Annotated in this window: 16 protein-coding genes; 7 read left to right on the forward strand and 9 right to left on the reverse strand. The window is 50.7% G+C overall.

The window, feature by feature from the left end:
• Window positions 1–141: 141 nt before the first annotated feature.
• Together porT and ubiE are read right to left on the reverse strand one after the other, a co-directional pair.
• Window positions 142–882, reverse strand: coding sequence for a type IX secretion/gliding motility protein PorT/SprT (porT, locus tag EHT25_RS15325; protein ID WP_124875938.1), 741 nt, complete (start codon window positions 880–882; stop codon window positions 142–144).
• A complete protein-coding gene (ubiE, locus tag EHT25_RS15330; protein ID WP_124875939.1) occupies window positions 828–1,553 on the reverse strand; it encodes a bifunctional demethylmenaquinone methyltransferase/2-methoxy-6-polyprenyl-1,4-benzoquinol methylase UbiE in 726 nt (241 codons plus the stop codon). Before ubiE ends, porT begins: the two co-directional genes overlap by 55 nt.
• Before the next feature lie 195 nt (window positions 1,554–1,748).
• Here ubiE and EHT25_RS15335 point away from each other — a divergent pair, with 195 nt between their 5' ends.
• The 4 genes from EHT25_RS15335 to EHT25_RS15350 all read left to right on the forward strand — a co-directional run bounded on the left by EHT25_RS15335 (window position 1,749) and on the right by EHT25_RS15350 (window position 5,772).
• A complete protein-coding gene (locus EHT25_RS15335) occupies window positions 1,749–3,047 on the forward strand; it encodes a Gfo/Idh/MocA family protein (protein WP_124875940.1) in 1,299 nt (432 codons plus the stop codon).
• 154 nt (window positions 3,048–3,201) lie between these two features.
• Window positions 3,202–4,305, forward strand: a complete 1,104-nt coding sequence (locus tag EHT25_RS15340) for an LBF_2804 family protein (protein ID WP_124875941.1) — start codon at window positions 3,202–3,204, stop codon at window positions 4,303–4,305.
• A 33-nt stretch (window positions 4,306–4,338) separates the two neighbouring features.
• Window positions 4,339–5,322: a nucleoside hydrolase gene (locus tag EHT25_RS15345; protein WP_124875942.1), complete on the forward strand. Its 984-nt coding sequence runs from the start codon at window positions 4,339–4,341 to the stop codon at window positions 5,320–5,322.
• Window positions 5,323–5,448: 126 nt separating this feature from the next.
• A complete protein-coding gene (locus EHT25_RS15350) occupies window positions 5,449–5,772 on the forward strand; it encodes a hypothetical protein (protein WP_124875943.1) in 324 nt (107 codons plus the stop codon).
• 44 nt (window positions 5,773–5,816) lie between these two features.
• Here EHT25_RS15350 and EHT25_RS15355 read toward each other — a convergent pair whose 3' ends face one another.
• The 5 genes from EHT25_RS15355 to mutY form a co-directional block, all read right to left on the reverse strand.
• A complete protein-coding gene (locus EHT25_RS15355; protein WP_124875944.1) occupies window positions 5,817–7,358 on the reverse strand; it encodes a M20/M25/M40 family metallo-hydrolase in 1,542 nt (513 codons plus the stop codon).
• Window positions 7,359–7,569: 211 nt separating this feature from the next.
• Window positions 7,570–8,922 carry a PrsW family glutamic-type intramembrane protease gene (locus EHT25_RS15360; protein ID WP_124875945.1) on the reverse strand — a complete coding sequence of 451 codons (1,353 nt, stop codon included), beginning with the start codon at window positions 8,920–8,922 and terminating at the stop codon, window positions 7,570–7,572.
• Between the two features lie 12 nt (window positions 8,923–8,934).
• On the reverse strand, window positions 8,935–10,266 hold the full coding sequence (gldE, locus tag EHT25_RS15365) for a gliding motility-associated protein GldE (RefSeq protein WP_124875946.1): 1,332 nt from the start codon (window positions 10,264–10,266) through the stop codon (window positions 8,935–8,937).
• A 32-nt stretch (window positions 10,267–10,298) separates the two neighbouring features.
• Window positions 10,299–10,841 carry a single-stranded DNA-binding protein gene (locus EHT25_RS15370; protein WP_124875947.1) on the reverse strand — a complete coding sequence of 181 codons (543 nt, stop codon included), beginning with the start codon at window positions 10,839–10,841 and terminating at the stop codon, window positions 10,299–10,301.
• 53 nt (window positions 10,842–10,894) lie between these two features.
• Window positions 10,895–11,983, reverse strand: coding sequence for an A/G-specific adenine glycosylase (gene mutY, locus EHT25_RS15375; protein ID WP_124875948.1), 1,089 nt, complete (start codon window positions 11,981–11,983; stop codon window positions 10,895–10,897).
• Between the two features lie 142 nt (window positions 11,984–12,125).
• On the opposite strand from mutY, the gene EHT25_RS15380 reads away from it, so the two are divergent.
• The 3 genes from EHT25_RS15380 (at window position 12,126) to EHT25_RS15390 (ending at window position 15,306) form a co-directional block, all read left to right on the forward strand.
• Window positions 12,126–12,431: an HU family DNA-binding protein gene (locus EHT25_RS15380; RefSeq protein WP_124875949.1), complete on the forward strand. Its 306-nt coding sequence runs from the start codon at window positions 12,126–12,128 to the stop codon at window positions 12,429–12,431.
• Between the two features lie 81 nt (window positions 12,432–12,512).
• Window positions 12,513–13,355: a tetratricopeptide repeat protein gene (locus EHT25_RS15385; protein WP_124875950.1), complete on the forward strand. Its 843-nt coding sequence runs from the start codon at window positions 12,513–12,515 to the stop codon at window positions 13,353–13,355.
• 388 nt (window positions 13,356–13,743) lie between these two features.
• Entirely contained in the window at window positions 13,744–15,306 is a 1,563-nt protein-coding gene (locus EHT25_RS15390) for an Rne/Rng family ribonuclease (RefSeq protein ID WP_124875951.1), read from the forward strand.
• A gap of 78 nt (window positions 15,307–15,384) precedes the next feature.
• Here the strand turns inward: EHT25_RS15390 and EHT25_RS15395 are convergent, their stop codons facing one another.
• On the reverse strand, window positions 15,385–16,446 hold the full coding sequence (locus EHT25_RS15395) for an NAD-dependent epimerase/dehydratase family protein (protein WP_124875952.1): 1,062 nt from the start codon (window positions 16,444–16,446) through the stop codon (window positions 15,385–15,387).
• 77 nt (window positions 16,447–16,523) lie between these two features.
• Complete coding sequence (locus EHT25_RS15400; protein ID WP_124875953.1) at window positions 16,524–18,467, reverse strand: KUP/HAK/KT family potassium transporter; 1,944 nt, start codon at window positions 18,465–18,467, stop codon at window positions 16,524–16,526.
• Window positions 18,468–18,574: the final 107 nt, after the last annotated feature.

Genomic DNA, 18,574 nt, shown 5'->3' on the forward strand with positions numbered 1-18,574 from the left:
TCGTTTGGGAGTGCAAATATAGCGGCTTCAACGTGCATTCTGCAAGCTTTCAGCCAAAAAAAATCAACTTATTTTGCAATCGATTCAGCATCAGAGCTTTTAATTAAGCATTTATCCATCGGGACGCTTTCCGCCAGCGGATTACTCGAAGGTTAAGTACAGCGTAACCGTATGCGTTCGAAGCTTTTGAAGGCCAATGTTGGCGGAGTTGCCCTGGTTCGGTTCAAAAAGGTTAACCAGACCGTGCGAAAACCGGATTTCGGGGGCAAACTTGAAAAATTCGAAAAACTGCTCGAAACCGATGCCGTATTCCACCGTGAGATCCCGGTTTTTAGTCAGCAGACGGCTTGCACCGGCGGCTTCGCGTCGGCGGACATTGGTTTCAATACCGAATGCGCCCCCGCCGACGAGGTACATCCGCGAGTTCATCCGCCGTTTGGACTTGTATTTCAGCAATACCGGAAATTCCAGCCAGGTCGATTCGCGCACCTCCCGGCGACTCGTTCCGCCCGGGTAATTGTAGTCCACCGAGCGGCTGTAAAGCGACACGGCAGGCGTAACCCGAACATCGAAATGTTCGCTTAAAATAGTGCTCATCACAAAGCCAACCCGAAAACCGACTTTACCGGGCGAATAAAGCTGGTGTGCCGAATCTGAACTGACGTACGCATCGCTGTATTTGATGTTGAAACGGGTGGCGGGTGCCGCAAAGAAAAAACCGTACCGAATCGTTTTATCGTCGTAATCTTCCAGGTGAATCCGGCGGTATTTCATTGACGACTGCGCCCGGATTTCCGGAGAAAGCAACGCCAGCAGCAAACAAATCGCTATACTTTTTTTCCGGTGTAAATAGAGCAAATGCCAAATGTTAGTGGTATCCATCGTGTTTGCGTAAATCCTGCCTGTTCAAGAACCCGGATGAAATCGGGCCCGTCCGGAAACGCCTGCATCGACTCGGGCAGGTACGTGTAGGCCGAAGCATCTTTCGACACCAACCGGCCAATCAACGGCAGGAAACGATTCGTATAAAAACTAAAAAATTGCTTGAATGGAAATTGGCGCGGTTTCGAAAACTCCAGAACCAGACAGGTGCCGCCCGGGCGTGTAACGCGGTGCATGTCGGTCAGCCCTTTGAGTAGATTTTCAAAATTGCGTACACCAAACGAAACGATGACGGCGTCGAAAACATTGTCCGAAAAGGGTAATCTTTCCGAATCGCCGGAGCGGAGTTCGACTTTGTCCGCAACGCCGAGTTTTCGAATCTTCTCCCGGCCAATGGCCAGCATGCCTTCCGAAATGTCGACACCGGTTATTTTTTCGGGATTCAGTTTCAGTGCTTCGATGGCAAAATCGCCCGTGCCGGTGGCAATGTCCAGGATTTGTTTGGGCGCCAGCGGCTGCAGCAACCGGATGGCTTTCTTGCGCCAGACAATGTCGATTCCGGCACTGAGGAGGTGGTTCAGCAAGTCGTATTTCGGCGAAATCGAATCAAACATTTCTTCGACCTGCTCGCGCTTGCTGGTATTTTTATCTTTATAAGGAACAACGGCCATAACCTTTGGGCTGAAAAATTTCAGATGGTTGGATGGTTTAAAATGGCTTGATGGTTGAACGGAATGAATAACAACCCATTTGAACCATCCAGCCTTAAGAACTACAGATAACAAAGGTACGGCCCTTTGCCAGAAAGTTTGTGATTGCCTGCCAGATTCCGTAGTTTTCGCGGACTATTTCTTCCCTTCATTGTTATGAATCGTTCTGATTTTTTGAAAACATCGGCGCTGGCCGGTGCTGCGGTCGTATCTCGTCCGCTCATAACGCTCGCGCAGCAATCAACGTATCGCACGGCCCTGGTTGGAGCCGGTTGGTGGGGCAACAATATTTTGCGTTGCGCCATGCAGGCCGGTCAATCAAAACTAGTGGCGCTTTGTGACGTGGATCAGCGGCAACTGGCCAAAACCACCGCGGAATTTAGCAAACTGACCAGCGACAAGCCGAAAATGTACGGGGACTTCCGTGAAATGCTCGCCCGCGAAAAACCGGAAATCGTGATTGTGGCCACTCCCGACCACTGGCACCCGCTCATTGCCATTGAAGCCATGAAGCAGGGCGCGCACGTGTACGTGGAAAAACCGGTCGGCCATACGATCAAGGAAGGCCGGGCAATGGTCCGGACGGCGCGGGCAACCGGTAAAGTGTGCCAAGTGGGAACACACCGGCGGGTTTCTCCGCACAATGTTTCCGGGATGGAATTTCTGAAGTCGGGGAAAGTCGGTAAAATCGGCATGGCGCGGGCTTTCGTTCATTACGCGGGTGGACCGGGTCAGAAAGTACCGGATCAGGAAGCCCCCAAAGAACTGGACTGGAATTTCTGGTGCGGACCGGCTCCGTTGCGGGCCTATAATCCTTCGATGCACCCGCGCGGTTTCCGGCAGTTTCTGGACTACGGCAACGGGACGCTGGGCGACTGGGGAATTCACTGGATGGACCAGATTTTGTGGTGGACGGAAGAAAAATACCCCAAAAAAGTCTTCACCACGGGTGGCCGTTCCATCAAGCAGGATAATACCGACGCGCCCGACCATCAGGTGACCAGTTACGAATTTGAGGGCTTTACGGCTGTCTGGGAACACCGCACCTTCGCCGGGAATAACGCCGAAAAAACGCACCCGCAACAGGCCGTCGGAACCTATTTTTACGGCACGGAAGGGACATTCCACATGGGCTGGCTCGATGGCTGGACGTTTTACCCGGCCGATGCCAAAAAACCGGTCATTCACCAGGATCCACAGTTGAACAAACCGGACGATCAGAACATTGCCCAGCTCTGGGATAATTTCCTTCAAGCGATCAAATCCAAAACGTTACCCATTTCTGACATCGAGGTGGGCCACCGTTCCACCAATATGGCTTTGCTGGGCATGCTGTCGTATAAACTGGGAAGGAGCGTCGAGTGGGATGGCGAGAAAGAATTGATCAAAGGCGATGCCGAAGCCAATAAACTCCTGAGCCGCGATTACCGGGGCGAATGGAAATACCCGGTTTGACGTATCGCGCAGGTCGGGACAGGCAGCCTTTCGATCGTGCGTTTCGCAGATAAGTTCAAATCTGATAATTATTCAGATCTCACAGACTTTAGTCCTTTAGTACGTAAACAGCTTGCCCCAAATATAGTTATAGTAGGAGCAAGCTGTTATTTTCATGTCCGACTCAACCGATTCTACTGGTGATTTCGACCAGGCCACTACAGGCCGGACTACACTTCGCTATCTGGCCCGTGCCATGCATACCGACCACCCGTCAGATGAACCGTTCGTTCTAAACGAAACGGAACGGCAGGCTATTTACCGGATCAAAGGAGCAACGATGCTGGTGGCTTCGGCGCTGGGCATGATTGGTATTTGGGCGTTTTACCTGCCGCATGTGTTTTGGGAAAAATGGTTTACTGAAACGCATACTGCCTTGGGCGACTGGCCCCTGATTAGTATCCTGTTTGCGGTTTTGGTCTTTTACCTGATACTTCACACGTTGATTCTCCTTCACACCGGTGCGGTTAGGCTGGTTGAACTGACGTGTCAGTTCCCAAGGTTCCACGATGCGGCCTATGCCCGGCACATGAACCAGCTGGCTGAAAATGCAAACCAGCGCGGTTCCTTTCGGTTACGGATTACTCCCCGCCCTTTGCTGCCCTGGACGTTGTCCGGGTTTTTACTGACGGTTTTGTTGCTAATTCTGGTCAATAATGGCCTTCTTCATTTGGCGATACGGTTTTGGGGGGCAGGGGCTGTTTCTTCGGGTACGGCGGTTCTGATCAGCACGCTGGTGGCTGCGGGCTGGATTTGCTGGGCAACTTACTGCATTCTGAAGCAGGCCCAGATCCGGGTGATGGCTCCGCTGACCATCCGGCAATTTACCAATGAACTGGCGGAGGAATTTGGGCGTGAACCAGCCTTTCGGCAATTGATTCCCGGTATATTACAGCAGGCTGCCGTTTCATCGAAACCCGATAATTATCCCCAACTCTTACTGCTTGAAGCCATTACCGCCCGGTTTTCCCCTGATCCGTTGGAGCATTCCGCTGCCGGAAACGCCGTCTTGCTGCAACAGTTGGCCAACTGTCCGGACGCCGTTCGACATGGATTGGAACGGGTTTTTATTTTCAGTATTCTCATCGACGGCCATCTGTCGTCGCTGGAGCGAAAACGATTTCTGGAACTGCAGAATGCGCGCGTATTAACGGTGTCGGAAACCGATGTAGAAGCGATGCGCAGAAATTTTGTAAAAGGGGATGGGTTGTGGGTCTAATTTCAGAAATTAGTCCGCAAATAGCCTTTTTCGATGAAATCCATCCTGACCCTGATTCTGGTAGCTGCAACCCTCGTTTCTACCGCCCAAAAAAGTCCTGAAAAACCGGTTTCCATTATTTTAGATACCGACATCGGTCCTGATTACGACGACGTCGGCGCCATGGCGGTTTTGCACGCGCTGGCCGACAAGGGAGAAGCCCGACCGCTGGCCGTGATTGCTTCCAATCAACACGAACTGGTGGTGCCGACCATCGATGTGCTGAACACCTATTTTGGGCGCCCGAACCTACCGACCGGTGTCACTAAAGGGCCGGGCGTAGTCGATCCGGCCTGGCAGAAGTGGCCCGAAATGCTCGTTGCTACGTATCCACACAAGATCCGGTCGAGCAACGAAGCGCCCGATGCCGTAGCGGTTTATCGCCAGATTCTCGCCAAACAGCCCAACGGCAGTGTTACCATCGTTACGGTGGGTTTCCTCAGCAACATAGCGAATCTGCTGGATTCCAAACCGGATCGTTATTCGAAACTGGACGGAAAAGCGCTGGTGAAACAGAAGGTGAAAGAGCTGGTGTCGATGGCAGGTGCCTTTCCGAAAGGACGCGAGTTCAACGTCTATAAAGATTCGGTGGCTTCCGAAAAGGCGTTTGCCAACTGGCCGACGCCGGTTATTTTCAGCGGTTTTGAAATCGGAAAACAAATCAAAACCGGTCCGCGGCTGGTGGCTAATCAGGACTTGAAAAGCCCGGTGAAAGATGTCTTTGCCCTTTGTATGCCCAAAGCAAAGCAGGACAACGACGGCCGGATGAGTTGGGATCAGACGGCGGTTTTGGTCGCCATTCGGGGCGTAGAACCGTATTACGGGCTAAAACGCGGTCGTTTTGTGATCAACGGCGGGAGCAATTCCTGGCAGGATGATCCCAACGGTAGTCACTATTACCTGACGGAAAAAATGCCGGTTGCGCAGGTTACGGAAGAAATTGAATCCCTGATGATGCACCAGCCGGGTCAGAAATGAAAGGGTAGAAGTGAGAAAAGAGACAAAAGAAAAAAGATTGTCCAGTAGGATTTTTTTGTGATTCGGCCTGGAAAATTTGCACGATGTTTGCTAAATTTGAATTGCCCATCGTACGATTTAGACCGAATGAAACAAATTTTCGCGAGCCTGGCTGGCCGGATTCAGCTTCGTATTACCCGCTTTGGAATCAAAGAATGGATTTTGCTGATCTATTTCATTGTTCAACCCATCGTCTGGCAACAGTCCATCGACGGTTTTGATTATGCCTGGCATTTGCTGCAAATTGCCAGTTTATTTGCCACTGCAGACATTGCCGAGCACATCATCGGATCCTTTCAAAGCCAGGTCGAAAGCCGGCAATTGCTGACCCGCATCAAAGAATGGGGGCTGCTTATTTCAGCCGCGGCTTTTCTGATTTTACTCGTTGAAAGTATACTAATCGGGTTGTAACGATTGTTACAACCCGATTAGTATTTATCAGCGACCCGTGCCGCCTACAGTGTTTTTTTTAGCGGTATTTTTTGATCGCGCATCGCTGCATTGTACACAAACGAAGCCACAATGGTGGATGCCTGTTTCAGATCGTCGGCAATCAGGTGATCGTAGGTGTCCATGTTCGTATGGTGAGTGCGCGTGCTGTACTCGATGCCGTCCTGAATGAAACCGAAACCGGCCAGACCCGCCCGATCGAACGACACGTGATCGGTTCCCCCGCTGCTTTTGGGCGCAACGGTCGCGGCTCCTAAATCGTGGAAAGGCTCCAGCCATTGCGCAAAAATCGGTCCGGCGGCCGTATTGTTTTGCAGGTAAATACCCCGAATTTTACCGGTTCCGTTATCGACGTTGAAATAAGCCGCCAGTTGTTCTCCTTCTTTCGTGAGTTTATTGGGAGCCGCCGGATCAACGAAATGCTTCGCAACGTAATTTTTGGAACCGTGTAAACCCTGTTCTTCTCCGCTCCACAGTGCAATCCGAATCGTCCGGCGGGGTTTCAATCCCAGGGTCTTAATAATCCGAACGGCTTCCATCATGACTGAACAACCGGCGGCATTGTCCGTTGCGCCCGTGGCCGAATGCCACGAATCGAGGTGGGCACCGAGCATTACCACTTCGTCTTTCAGCCGGGGATCCGAGCCCGGTATTTCAGCGATGACATTGTAGCCTTTTGTGTCGCTGGTGAAGAATTTGGTTTTCACATCCAGTTCCAGCTTTACCGGAATTCCGGCTTTGGCCATCCGGCTCAGCGTCAGATAATCTTCCACCGAAATGGTCAGATCGGCCAGTTCGTCGTGCGCAACCCCGCTGGCGGCATTAGCGAAATCACCGCTGACGAACAACGTACCGTCTTTGCTCAGCTGCGAGGTGTTCAGAATCGCCAGTGCACCGCCCTGTTTGGCCATTTTACGCATTTTCTGGTTGAACGCATTCCGGGTCCGCATGGCCGCAATCAGGCTGCGGTACGACGAATCGCCCCGGGCAGCGGATTCATCTTTCGACATTTTTACTAAATCGTCCTCGGTAAACCGCTTTGCGTCGGCGTTGAAAGAGGGGCTAATGGCAAACGGTTGATGAAGCAGAATGACTTTGTTCCTGAGTTGGTCGCGGTACGATTCCAGCGCCGTCGTATCGGACTCGTCAATATACAGAATATCAGCCTGTTGCAGGCTATTCGTGCCACCACTCCAGGCGCGCGGCACGGCGATAATGGTTTTGTAATACGGGGCTGTCATGGCCAGGTAGCTGCGTTCGAGAGCCCAGCCCTTGCCCCATTCGCCCCAGGGTTCGAGCTTCGCGTTTTGCAAACCCCATTCTGCCAGTTTGTTTTTCGACCAGTTGGCGGCTTTCATAAAACCGGGTCCCTGCAGGCGCGGGCCGTTGACATCCGTCAGGTAAAAGGCGGTTTCCATCACTTTGGAGCGCGTCAGGCCCTCTTCCCGGATTTTCCTGACCACGGCTAAGTCCGGTTTGTCGTTTTGCCCGGACGCCACCAGCGAAAAACCGGTCAGTAAACTTAAAAGCACCAGTTGCCTTTTCATAAAAGAAACGTTTAGGTTGGGTTACTAAAGTACTAATTTGAAAGAAGAATATTCATCTTAATTGGTTGATTGTTTGCTAATTACAAAACAATCCATGAATGTGAACAGGCTCATCGAATAAGATGGCCTGACCGGGTAAGATGAAGAAATCCACGATGAAACGCAGACTGATACGGAATTTGGGTAAAATAGAGATGGGATGTTAGTGGTTTCAATAACTAAGCGGGCCACCGGTTCCTTCTTTCTGGGCCTTTTTAATCTGTTTAAGGCCTTCCTGAATCAAGCTGAGCACGATGACCCAACCCAGCACGCCCAGCAAAATGTGTTTGAATTGAATACCAAAAATGGACGGCAGCAGCGGCAGGTCGAAGCCCGCGTTCCAGAGCATGTGCATCACCACCACGAGGAGAAATAACCGGATAAACGATTTTTCCTGCAACAACTCCCACCGAAATTTGCCAAACCCTTTCAATCGCCAGATCGCAGCTGCCGTAATGGCTGTCCAGATAATGTGCCCGAACGGAGCCATAATACCCCGCACGACGATGTTGCCGAGCGCCACATCCACCGAACCGTATTCCAGCAAAGCCACGAAGGCATAACCCGCTGATTCAAAGGCCGCGAAGCCGGTTCCGACGGCGGCACCAAACAGCAAACCATTCAATATCCAGGGGAATTTCTGCTTGTTCCGCATCAACGCCAAAACCGTCAGCAACTTCCCGGATTCTTCCACAATACCGGCGCTTGAAGCTCCCAGCCAGCTGGATAGAAAGCCGACGTTGCTGAAAAAGAGGAGGGAAATCAGGATAGACAGAATACCGCCGGTAAAGAGCAATTTGACGGTTTGGTACAACGAGACGTTCTGGGGTGCGTTCATTTCCCAGAAAAAAATCAGACAGGCAAACGGGACGGCAAAGGCGCCAATGAATAACAATCCGGGAATGACAATGATGTTACTGAATTGGGCGGCACCGATGTATAATCCCCAGAAAATCAGTAAGGATGCAGTCGCCATCCGGCCAAAAAGCCAGGGCTGGGGCCAGGTGGCGGCAATGCTCGAAAGGGGCGGGGTTGTTTCGCGGGTACCAACGGTAAACGCCTTTTCGATGTCGTCGTCCGTTCGTTTTTCACCGATTCGGGCAAAGATGGACTTCAGGTTGAAATCCTTGTCGAGTTGATCGATTCCGGCAAAATTGGAAAACCGCTGATAGGGTTCGGCAAACTGGTTTTCGGGCGAAGCAGGTTGTTGTGATTTCGCCAATCGCCAGAGTGATGTACCAATCTGTAAACTATCGACTCCTAGCGCAACGGTTCCTGTCATTCCTGGCTCGCCATTGAGCCGAATGTATTGATTGTCAACGGTGTGGAACTGAATCTGAGTTCCGTCAAAAAGTAGATTCAGGTGCTGATCGGCTACATACGGATCGTCGAGCCGGTAGCTGCTCTGGTTGCCGCTGCCCAGTAGTAAACGCAACTGGGGCGACAAAGCAATGGTTTTTCCGGCATCCGGACCGGCATAACACTGAAAAATGAATAGGTCGGGCGGTAGAGAATGGGTATGCATAGCACGAGTGAGCTACGAGCTTGCTGACTGAGTGATCTCTTTTTGGGTGATTTCGACGTGCTGAATGCGCTTATCATCGGCCGAAAGCACTTTGAACGTAAATCCGGCGTAGCTCACCTCGTCGCCGGTTTGGGGAACGCGGGTGAATAATTCCAGCAATAAACCGCCCAGTGATTCGCTTTCACCTTTGACTTCGTCAAAATACGAAATATCGACGTTCAATACACGACAAACGTCGGTCAGGAGAATTTTCCCTTCGATCAGTACCGTTCGCTCATCGATCCGCTGAAACGGAATGGGTTCTTCTTCGTCGAATTCGTCGTTGATGTCCCCAAAAATCTCCTCGATGATGTCTTCCAGCGTAATTAGCCCGCGCGTGCCGCCGTATTCGTCCACGACAATGGCCATGTGCACCCGCCGTTTCTGAAAATCCTGCAAGAGGTCATCAATTTTTTTGGTTTCCGGAATGAAAAAAACCGGTCGGATCAGCGTCTGCCACTGAAACGAATCGTCGCCGTCGAGATGAGGCAATAAATCTTTGAGATAGAGAATACCTTCAATTTCGTCTAATGAGGCTTTGTAGACAGGCACCCGCGAATAACCGGACTGACTGATCTGCGCCATCAGGTCCGTAAATGTCAGCGTTTCGCTGAAAGCCGTGATATCGACCCGCGCCCGCATGGCCTGTTTGGCCGTCAGATTGCTGAAATTGACAATGCCTTTGATCAGCTCGCGCTCTTCCTGGGTTGATTGACTGCTGGTTAGCTCAACGGCCTGATTAAGTTCTTCCATCGAAACCTTGTAACCCCGCCGGCGGATGCGCTGGTCGATCACGCTCGTCAGGCTCACCAGCAAAAGCGATAGTGGCCGAAACAGCATCGAGGCCAGCGCCACGAGTGGGGCGGTTCGCCGGGCGACCGACAGGCTGTTCTGGCTGGCGTATACTTTGGGAATGATCTCTCCGAACAACACAATGGTCAGCGTTAATACAACCGTCAGGCTCGCTAACACCCAGCCGGATGTAGGGTCGAACTGGGTCAGCTTCCAGACCAGGTACGTAACGATGACAACAATCGCGAGATTTAATAAATTGTTGAAAATGAGGAGGGACGCTAATAACCGCTTGGGCCGGTCGAGCAGATTCATGATCCGTCGTTCAGCTGAGTCGTCGCTGTTGCGACAAAACGCGCGATCGTCGGAGGAAAGGGAGAAAAAAGCGGCTTCCGAAGCGGAAACGACAGCGGCAAGTGCCAGTAACACCAGCAGAATACCGGCATAAGGGCCATAAAAACTAAGGTAAGTGCTCCAGGTATCGACCTGGAGCACCGGCGGATCGCTATCCATGTAATTGCTGATAGGTGAACAAAAACACAGGCTTAGAACGGTAGATCGTCGTCCCCTGCGTTATTCAGATCGTCGGGTACCGGTTCCGGTTTCCGGGCTGCGGGAGCCGCTTGTCGGGCCGGGGCCGGTTGAGGAGCGGCCTGACGGGCGGGAGCGGCTGGTGCCGCCTGCTGCCGGGGGGCCGATACGTCGGACCGCGGAGCTGATTCGGCGTAGGATTCTCCACCGTCGCTGCCACCATCCTGACGGCCACCGAGGAATTGGAAGGTAGTGGCCCGAACCGTCAGCGAGAAACGTTCCTTGCCTTCGCGGTCGGTATACGTTTCGGTTTTCAGACGGCCTTCGACATAAATCTGATTTCCTTTTTTGACGTATTTTTCAATGGTTTTTGCCTGGTCATTCCAAACTTCGACGCGAAACCATTCGGTTTGGTCAACTTGCTCTCCGGTGCGGGTGGTGTAGCGTTCGTTGGTGGCAACGCTAAATTTGGCAACAACCGAACCGCCATCAAGGTAGCGTACTTCAGGATCATTACCCACATTGCCAATCAGAATCACTTTGTTCATACTTGCCATAAAACCGTAAATAAAATGATGAATGGAGACTGAATTACTATAAGTAAAAGTAGTCAAAATGGAAGACTTTTCAAATAGTCCGCAATTAAAATTGGCTTTGGTAACCGTTCTGTATCAGACGGTTTACAAAAAGTTAAGCCATCCGGCAGTTCTACTTTTCGGTCCTCCGGAACCTCGACCAACCAGAACCGCGCCCGGATTTTTTGATGGGATAAAATGTGCGTTCGTTCGTCGGATAAACCCCTCAAAATTCCTTCCTGCAACACCCAATTCAGCACCTTTCCTTCGGGTAGTTCGCGGAATGCTTCCATTGGTTCTTCGGTTTCAATCAGGCAGAAATCATACAGATGCTGCCAGATGTCTTTTCCGGTTCGCTCTTTCAAGGCGATGCGGTCGCCCTGACGGATCACAATGTAATTAAAAAATCGTTCGCGGACGGCGGTTTTCTTGCTTTTAACCGGTAACATCCGCTGGCGTCCGGTCAGAAAGGCCCGGCAGCGTTGCTGAAACGGGCAGATCAGGCAGTCGGGCGAAACCGGGGTGCATTGAATCGCGCCAAATTCCATAATGGCCTGGTTGTAGGTGGCCGGATTGTCAGACGCCTGAATGAGCCGGTTGGCCAATTCCGAAAAGGTTTTCCTGGCACCAGTGGTCGTGATGTCTTCATCGATGCCAAAGATCCGGGCCAAAACGCGGTACACATTTCCGTCAACCACGGCCACTTTCTCCTTGAACGCAAAGGAAGCAATGGCGGCCGCCGTGTAGGGGCCAATGCCGGGAAGTTTCAGCAAACCGGCGTAGGTTTCGGGAAACCGCCCGTCGCGTTGTTCGGCAACATACTGAGCGGTTTTGTGCATATTCCGGGCCCTTGAATAATAACCGAGGCCCTGCCAGAGCCGCAGCAGATCGCGCTCATCGGCCCCGGCCATCGACTGAACCGTGGGGTAAGCCGCCAGGAAGCGTTCGTAATAGGGGCGACCCTGCGCAACGCGGGTTTGCTGGAGGATAACCTCTGATAACCAGATAGAATACGGGTCACGGGTGTGCCGCCAGGGTAAATCCCGTTTATGATGCTCATACCACCTCGTGAGGGTGGCCGCAAAACCGCTTGTTGAGTCGTCTAAGTCTGAAAACCAATCCAAAACAATTCGTAACTTGGTGTAGTTGAGAAGAAAAAACAAAGAATTGTGTTTTATCTCTAACAGGAAAAATCTACCTTTGTGCTCCCAATTTGAAGAGGCTTTTTTTTCAACAACTGATTGAACCTTAAAGTTTAGTACGAACGTGACGAAAGCAGACGTAATCGCAGAAATTGCCGAGAAGACAGGAATCGACAAGGCAGATGTTCAACACACCATTGAGACGTTCTTTACCGTGATCAAGAATAATCTCGCAAAGAATGAGAACATCTACGTGAGAGGGTTCGGTAGTTTTATCAACAAAAAGAGAGCCCGTAAAGTGGCCCGGAACATCTCCAAAAACACGGCGATGGTTATTGACGAACACTTCATCCCGAGTTTCAAACCGGCTAAAGTGTTTGTTGAGCAAGTCAAAACCCAGGTTAAACGGAACGAAAACGTTTCGGCTTAATCACTCAGATTCAAAGAGATGGGAGGTTAGACAAGGGAAAGAAATCTCATCTCTCTTGTCTAATTTCTCGTGTCTGTCAACATGAACAAATCAATATTTCTCGTCATTGGTGTGGGCGTACTGCTGACGGTGGGTCTTTATAACTTGCCGAATGTCGTTGTTCGTAACGAAGACCAGAAACTAACCAGTGAAGGGACCACCGATCCGGCTAAGGCCGTACGGGATTCGGCGGTTTTGCGGACCGATCGGTCCGATTTGCACACGGCCAGCCTTTCGCCCGAACGACAGAAGGAACTGAACCAGTTGAGCAGTCGTTTTGAATCGGCTGATGCCAAGAAAAAACCGGTTGTCGGTCTGGAGCTGATTCAGGCCTATCGGAAAGCGAGCCGTTTCGACAGTGCGGCCCGGGTTGCCGAACACCTGGCGACCCTGGCTCCAACCGAAATCAACGTGCTCAGAACCGGGGATTTGTATTATGAAGCCTACGGTTTTGCCGTTGACAACCAGAAACTGGCAGACCTCGGTAAAAAGACCCGGGAATTTTATCAGAAAGCGCTCGACAGCAACCCCAATCTGTTAGCAGCCAAAGCCAATATGGCGATGACGTACGTAACGACCGACACGCCGATGAAAGGGATTATGCTGCTGCGGGATGTGCTGAAAGAAGACCCCACCAACGAACTCGGTTTGTTTAATATGGGGCTGTTATCGATGCGTTCCGGTCAGTATAATCGGGCAGTAGAGCGGTTTCAGGCCATTCTGGTCAGCCATCCGGACAATACCAAAGCCCAGTTTTATCTGGCCATCAGCCTGAGCGAAATGGGCCGGAAAGAAGAGGCCCGGAAATTGCTGGCCAAAGTGAAAGAACGGGAAAAAGACCCAACGATCCAGGCCGCAGTGAAAGAACTGGAAAAGAATCTGTAATCTGGATGGATAGATGGTTATATGGTTTTAATGGTTGAAAAGGGGGAAATGGTTGAAGAGATTTAACCTTTCGTAACCGCTTAACCACTTAACCCTTTTTAACCATCCAGCCATTCAACCATTGTTAACCATAAAAAATAATTACCATTATGCCTTGCGGAAAGAAAAGAAAACGTCACAAGATTGCTACCCACAAGCGGAAGAAGCGCCTGAGAAAGAATCGCCATAAGAAAAAATAGGTAGACCGCCTACGGGTGGATAGTACCATACGGGCCGGCCAATCGGAGGACTTATTCGCTTGTGCAGCAGGAATCTCACCTGAATGCCAACGAACCGATTGCCCGGCCTTTTTCTATATTTTCAGGCCTCTTAACCGCATATTCATCTTGTGAGTAACGAATTAGTCATTAGTTCGACTCAGAAAGGTGATCGGATAGCACTTTTGCAAGACAAAAGACTGCTGGAATATCACGTTGAAGAGTCGGACAGCAGCTTTACCGTCGGCGATATTTACTTAGGAACAGTTAAAAAATTAGTGACGGGCCTCAATGCGGCATTTGTCGACATTGGCTACGAAAAAGATGCATTTCTGCATTATTTGGACTTAGGCTCCAACATTAATTCGCTTAACAAATTCACGAAAGATGTTATCGCGAAACGGACCAATACCGGACGGCTGAATAATTTTAAGCTGGAACCTGAGATTGACAAACTCGGGAAGATCGACAAGGTATTGGGTAAGAACGCACCCATTCTGGTGCAGGTTGTCAAAGAACCCATCTCGACCAAAGGACCGCGACTATCCTGCGATATCTCCATCGCGGGGCGGTATCTGGTATTGGTACCCTTTGCCAATACGGTCAATATGTCCAAAAAAATTACGGATAAAGCCGAACGCACGCGCCTGATGCGCCTGATGTCGTCGATTAAACCGCAAAATTTTGGTGTGATTGTCCGGACGGTAGCCCAGGGGAAAGACGTTGAAGAACTGGATCGCGATTTGACCAATTCCCTCGAAAAGTGGGAAAAAGGCATTGCCCTCCTGCGCGACGCCAAACCCCGCGACCGGATCATTGGCGAGATGAACCGCGCTTCGTCCATCCTCCGCGACATGCTGAACGAGTCGTTCGACAGCATCACCGTCGATTCCCGGGAGATGTACGATGAAATAAAAACGTACATACACACCATTGCCCCCGAAAAAGAGAAAATCCTCAAGTTCTACACGAACAACAAGATGAAGGTTTTCGAGCAGTTCGGGCTTGAGAAACAAATCAAGTCGCTGTTCGGCAGGTCTGTGAGCCTGAATGGGGGCGGTTATTTAATCATTGAGCACACAGAAGCCCTTCACGTTATCGATGTCAATAGCGGTAACAAATCCAATTCGGAAGAAGATCAGGAAGCAACGGCGGTCAGTGTGAACAAGGAAGCCGCTAAAGAAATTGCCCGCCAGCTCCGGTTGCGCGATATGGGTGGAATCATCGTGATCGATTTTATCGACATGAAGAAACCCGATAACAAGAAAATGATTTTCGACGTGATGCGGGAGGAAATGAAAACCGACCGCTCGAAATTCACGATTTTGCCGCTGACGAAGTTCGGCCTGATGCAGATTACCCGCCAGCGTGTTCGTCCGGAAATCAATATTGTTACCAAAGAAGTGTGCCCAACCTGTGGCGGCACCGGCACGATTCAGGCCAGTATCCTGATTACCGACGCCATCGAGCAGAATTTAGACTATATTTTGACCCGCCAGAACGAGCGTAGCGTGCAGATCATGATGCACCCTTACCTCTACGCTTACTACACCGCAGGCTGGTATTCGAAGCAGATGCAGTGGTTCGTGAAGCACAAAACCTGGGTCAAGTTGATCAAAGACAGTTCGTTCGGTATCAACGAATTTAAGTTCTATAACAAGCAGGGGGAGGAAATTGAAGTGACAACACCCTGATTTTCAAAGTCTTCTATCATGCAGAAAGCCACCCCAAAAGGTGGCTTTCTGCATGATGCGGAAGTCTGAAAACCGCTTTTATTTCAATATCGGTTCGAGAGCCGCCCGGTTTTCGTCGAGCCACTTCGTAATATCGGAAACGATTTCTTTCATGCCCAATTCCGGTTTCCAGCCGGTCAGTTTCGTAACTTTCGTGTTGTCGGTGATATAGAGCCGGATATCAGCCGCCCGGTTTTCGGCCACACTGCTGATCGGAATGGTTTTTCCGGTTATTTCCTGGCAGATTTTGGTCAATTCCTGCAAGGATGCGCTGCTTTCGTTGCCCCCGCCCGCATTCAGAATTTCTCCATTGACTTTGTCGATGTTGTGTAACTCCCAGTCGATCAGCCGGTACAGGTCGGCAATGTGGAGCATGTCACGGGTTTGTTTGCCGGTTCCGCCGTAGCCGATGTAGGCCAGTTGCTGTTCGAAGTAATGTTTGGCAATCCAGAGCACCATGACGCCCTGATCGACCTTGCCCATTTGCCAGGGTCCGGTGATCACCCCGCAGCGGTTGATGATGGTTTTCAGGCCGAAGAACTCGTTGTATTCCTGAATGATCAATTCCGACGCCAGTTTGGTCGTTCCATACAGGGAGCGGGCACCATCGAGTGGGAAATTCTCCGCAATTCCTTTGGACGAAACACCCGGAACCGGCTGGTTGTCGGAAAGAACAAACCGGGTTTCGTGTTCATCGAAGTTCAGCGTTTCGATGGTTTTGATCGGATATACCCGGCTGGTGGAGAGGAAAATGACGTTGGCTTTGGATTTCAGCGCAAAGTTGAGGCAGTTGACCGTTCCGAACAGGTTCGTATTCATCAGATAATCCGGCGTTCCCGTCAGACCGGCCAGCACCGACGGCTCGGCCGACGCTTCGATCAGGGTGTCGACGGGCGGAATGGGGTCGAAATCTTCCTTATTCCGGATATCGCCGTGAACAAATTGAATACCGGCTTTGGTTAAGCGGGCTACGTTGAGTTCGGAGCCTTTTCGTTTGAGATTGTCGAGAACAAAAATTTCGTACTGAGGATAGTCGGTTTTGAGCGACAAAGCCAGTGAGGAGCCTACAAAACCAGCTCCGCCGGTGATCAGTATTTTCATAATCAGGATTTTAACCGGTTTACAGTCAAGTGATTACTAAAATAGCTCTCGCTTGTAAAACCGGTGACGTGTAAAAATTAGGTATCGATTCGCTTTAATTTGACATTTTCGACGGGCCGGATCACCAACGGTACTTTTTCGATCTTGACCGCACTGCTGTCGAGCCCAAACCAGCGGTCTTCGGGGGTTGTAAATCCTTTCACAAAGAAATAAACATCCATTACAACCCGTTCCCGCAAGGGCAGATCGTTCTCGAAGGAAAGGAATTTTTCGAGTACGACAAACCGGAAATCACCGATCACATTCTGACGACTCAACGATTCGTACCGGCTGGTAATATCCACTTCCTTGTTTTTCACCATGTCTTCGATAACCCGCCGGAAAAAGAGATTGATCCGCTGTTCAATCCGAAAACCGAGCCGGAACGTAACTTTGTAGACATCGTCGGTCGCAATCGTGTTCACTTTGTATTCCATCGTATACGGATCATCGGTTGTATCGACGTGGATAAACCAGTAAATATCCGCCCGTTTTGGTCGTTTCTGGAAGATGGAATAAATGATTTTTGATTCAATTTCGGCCGCCCGGGCCGCGTTGCTCATAAAAACGAGGTGGGTGGCGTATTTCGGAATACTGATATCCCGGCTGAGTTCTTTGAACGGCTGGATGTACTGGTCAATTTTGACGTATTCCGTTAACCGCAGCTTGATTTTATTGGCGTTGAGCCAGATAATCATGATGGCCGCCATAATCCCGGCAATCAGGACCGAAACCCAGCCGCCGTGCGTGAATTTTGCCAGATTCGCTACCAGAAAGCTGGTTTCGACGATCAGGTAAAACACCAGGAACAGCATGACAAACCACGCATTGAATTTGTGGGAATACATGTAATAGCTGAACAGAATGGTTGTCATCAGCATGGTCAGCGTAATTGCCAGACCGTAAGCCGCTTCCATCCGGGAGGAGTCCTGAAAGTAAAGCACCACGCCTACACAGCCCGTAAACAACAGCCAGTTGATGCTCGGAACGTATAATTGCCCTTTCTTATTAGTGGGGTACCGAAGCCGGACTTTCGGCCAGAAATTGAGCCGAATGGCCTCACTGATCAGTGTAAACGCGCCGGTAATCATGGCCTGACTGGCAATGACGGTGGCCATCGTGGCAATGACGATACCGGCAAAAAGAAACCATTCGGGCATTAAACCGTAGAACGGATTGCGTTCGCCGAGGTTCTGACCCGCCAGACTTTCCACGTAAGCGCCCTGACCAAAATAGTTGAGCAATAGACAGGCCTTCACGAACATCCAGCTGATCCGAATGTTTCCACGGCCGGTATGCCCCATATCTGCGTAGAGTGCTTCCGCACCGGTTGTCGATAAAAAAACCGCTCCCAAAAGCCAGAAAGCACCGGGATAATCATTCAGAAAATGATAGACGTATAAAGGATTGACAGCCTGGAGAATAGACAAATCACTGACAATCTGTAATACACCCAATGTGCCTAACATGGTGAACCACAGAAGCATAATGGGGCCGAATGCCGTACCGACCACGCTGGTTCCGAACGTCTGGATGAGAAAGAGAAAAGCCAGAATACCAAGTACGATTGGAACCGTCGGAATGTCGGGATAAAGAATACGAAGCCCTTCGATGGCCGACGAAACGGAAATCGGAGGAGTAATGATGCTGTCGGCCAGAAGGGAACTGCCGCCAATGATGGCCGGAATCGTCAGCCAGCGGGCGTGTCGCCGAACCAGCGCGTACAATGCGAACGTTCCACCTTCCCCGCGATTATCGGCCCGCAGTACTAAAACGACGTATTTAACGGTGGTTTGCAAGGTAATTGTCCAGAAAATGCAGGATAGAGCTCCTCTGACAATGTCTTCCTGAATTGGCTGATCGGTCCCTACAACGGCGCGAAGCACGTAAAGTGGCGAGGTGCCAATGTCGCCGTAGATAATACCCAGTGCAACCAGCAGGCCCGCTGCCGTTACCTTATCCAGGTGTTTTTTATCTTCCATAAATAATAAACGCCGTGCTAATTCAGGTTCGGCTGGTGAAATCCGGGTAAAGATAACGTTAAAAAAAGGAGAAAGGAGAAAGGCGAGAGGAAAAAGGATCGCCTACC

It is taken from the genome of Larkinella rosea (genome assembly GCF_003858635.1).
GTDB lineage: Bacteria > Bacteroidota > Bacteroidia > Cytophagales > Spirosomataceae > Larkinella > Larkinella rosea.

Excerpts from the sequence above, each read along its gene's own strand:
- EHT25_RS15355 (WP_124875944.1), bottom strand. The coding sequence starts at position 7,358 with ATGAAAAGGCAACTGGTGCTTTTAAGTTTACTGACCGGTTTTTCGCTG.
- EHT25_RS15385 (WP_124875950.1), top strand. The coding sequence starts at position 12,513 with ATGAACAAATCAATATTTCTCGTCATTGGTGTGGGCGTACTGCTGACG.
- porT (WP_124875938.1), bottom strand. The coding sequence starts at position 882 with ATGGATACCACTAACATTTGGCATTTGCTCTATTTACACCGGAAAAAA.
- EHT25_RS15345 (WP_124875942.1), top strand. The coding sequence starts at position 4,339 with ATGAAATCCATCCTGACCCTGATTCTGGTAGCTGCAACCCTCGTTTCT.
- EHT25_RS15370 (WP_124875947.1), bottom strand. The coding sequence starts at position 10,841 with ATGGCAAGTATGAACAAAGTGATTCTGATTGGCAATGTGGGTAATGAT.
- ubiE (WP_124875939.1), bottom strand. The coding sequence starts at position 1,553 with ATGGCCGTTGTTCCTTATAAAGATAAAAATACCAGCAAGCGCGAGCAG.
- EHT25_RS15340 (WP_124875941.1), top strand. The coding sequence starts at position 3,202 with ATGTCCGACTCAACCGATTCTACTGGTGATTTCGACCAGGCCACTACA.
- EHT25_RS15335 (WP_124875940.1), top strand. The coding sequence starts at position 1,749 with ATGAATCGTTCTGATTTTTTGAAAACATCGGCGCTGGCCGGTGCTGCG.
- EHT25_RS15350 (WP_124875943.1), top strand. The coding sequence starts at position 5,449 with ATGAAACAAATTTTCGCGAGCCTGGCTGGCCGGATTCAGCTTCGTATT.
- EHT25_RS15395 (WP_124875952.1), bottom strand. The coding sequence starts at position 16,446 with ATGAAAATACTGATCACCGGCGGAGCTGGTTTTGTAGGCTCCTCACTG.
- gldE (WP_124875946.1), bottom strand. The coding sequence starts at position 10,266 with ATGGATAGCGATCCGCCGGTGCTCCAGGTCGATACCTGGAGCACTTAC.
- EHT25_RS15400 (WP_124875953.1), bottom strand. The coding sequence starts at position 18,467 with ATGGAAGATAAAAAACACCTGGATAAGGTAACGGCAGCGGGCCTGCTG.
- EHT25_RS15360 (WP_124875945.1), bottom strand. The coding sequence starts at position 8,922 with ATGCATACCCATTCTCTACCGCCCGACCTATTCATTTTTCAGTGTTAT.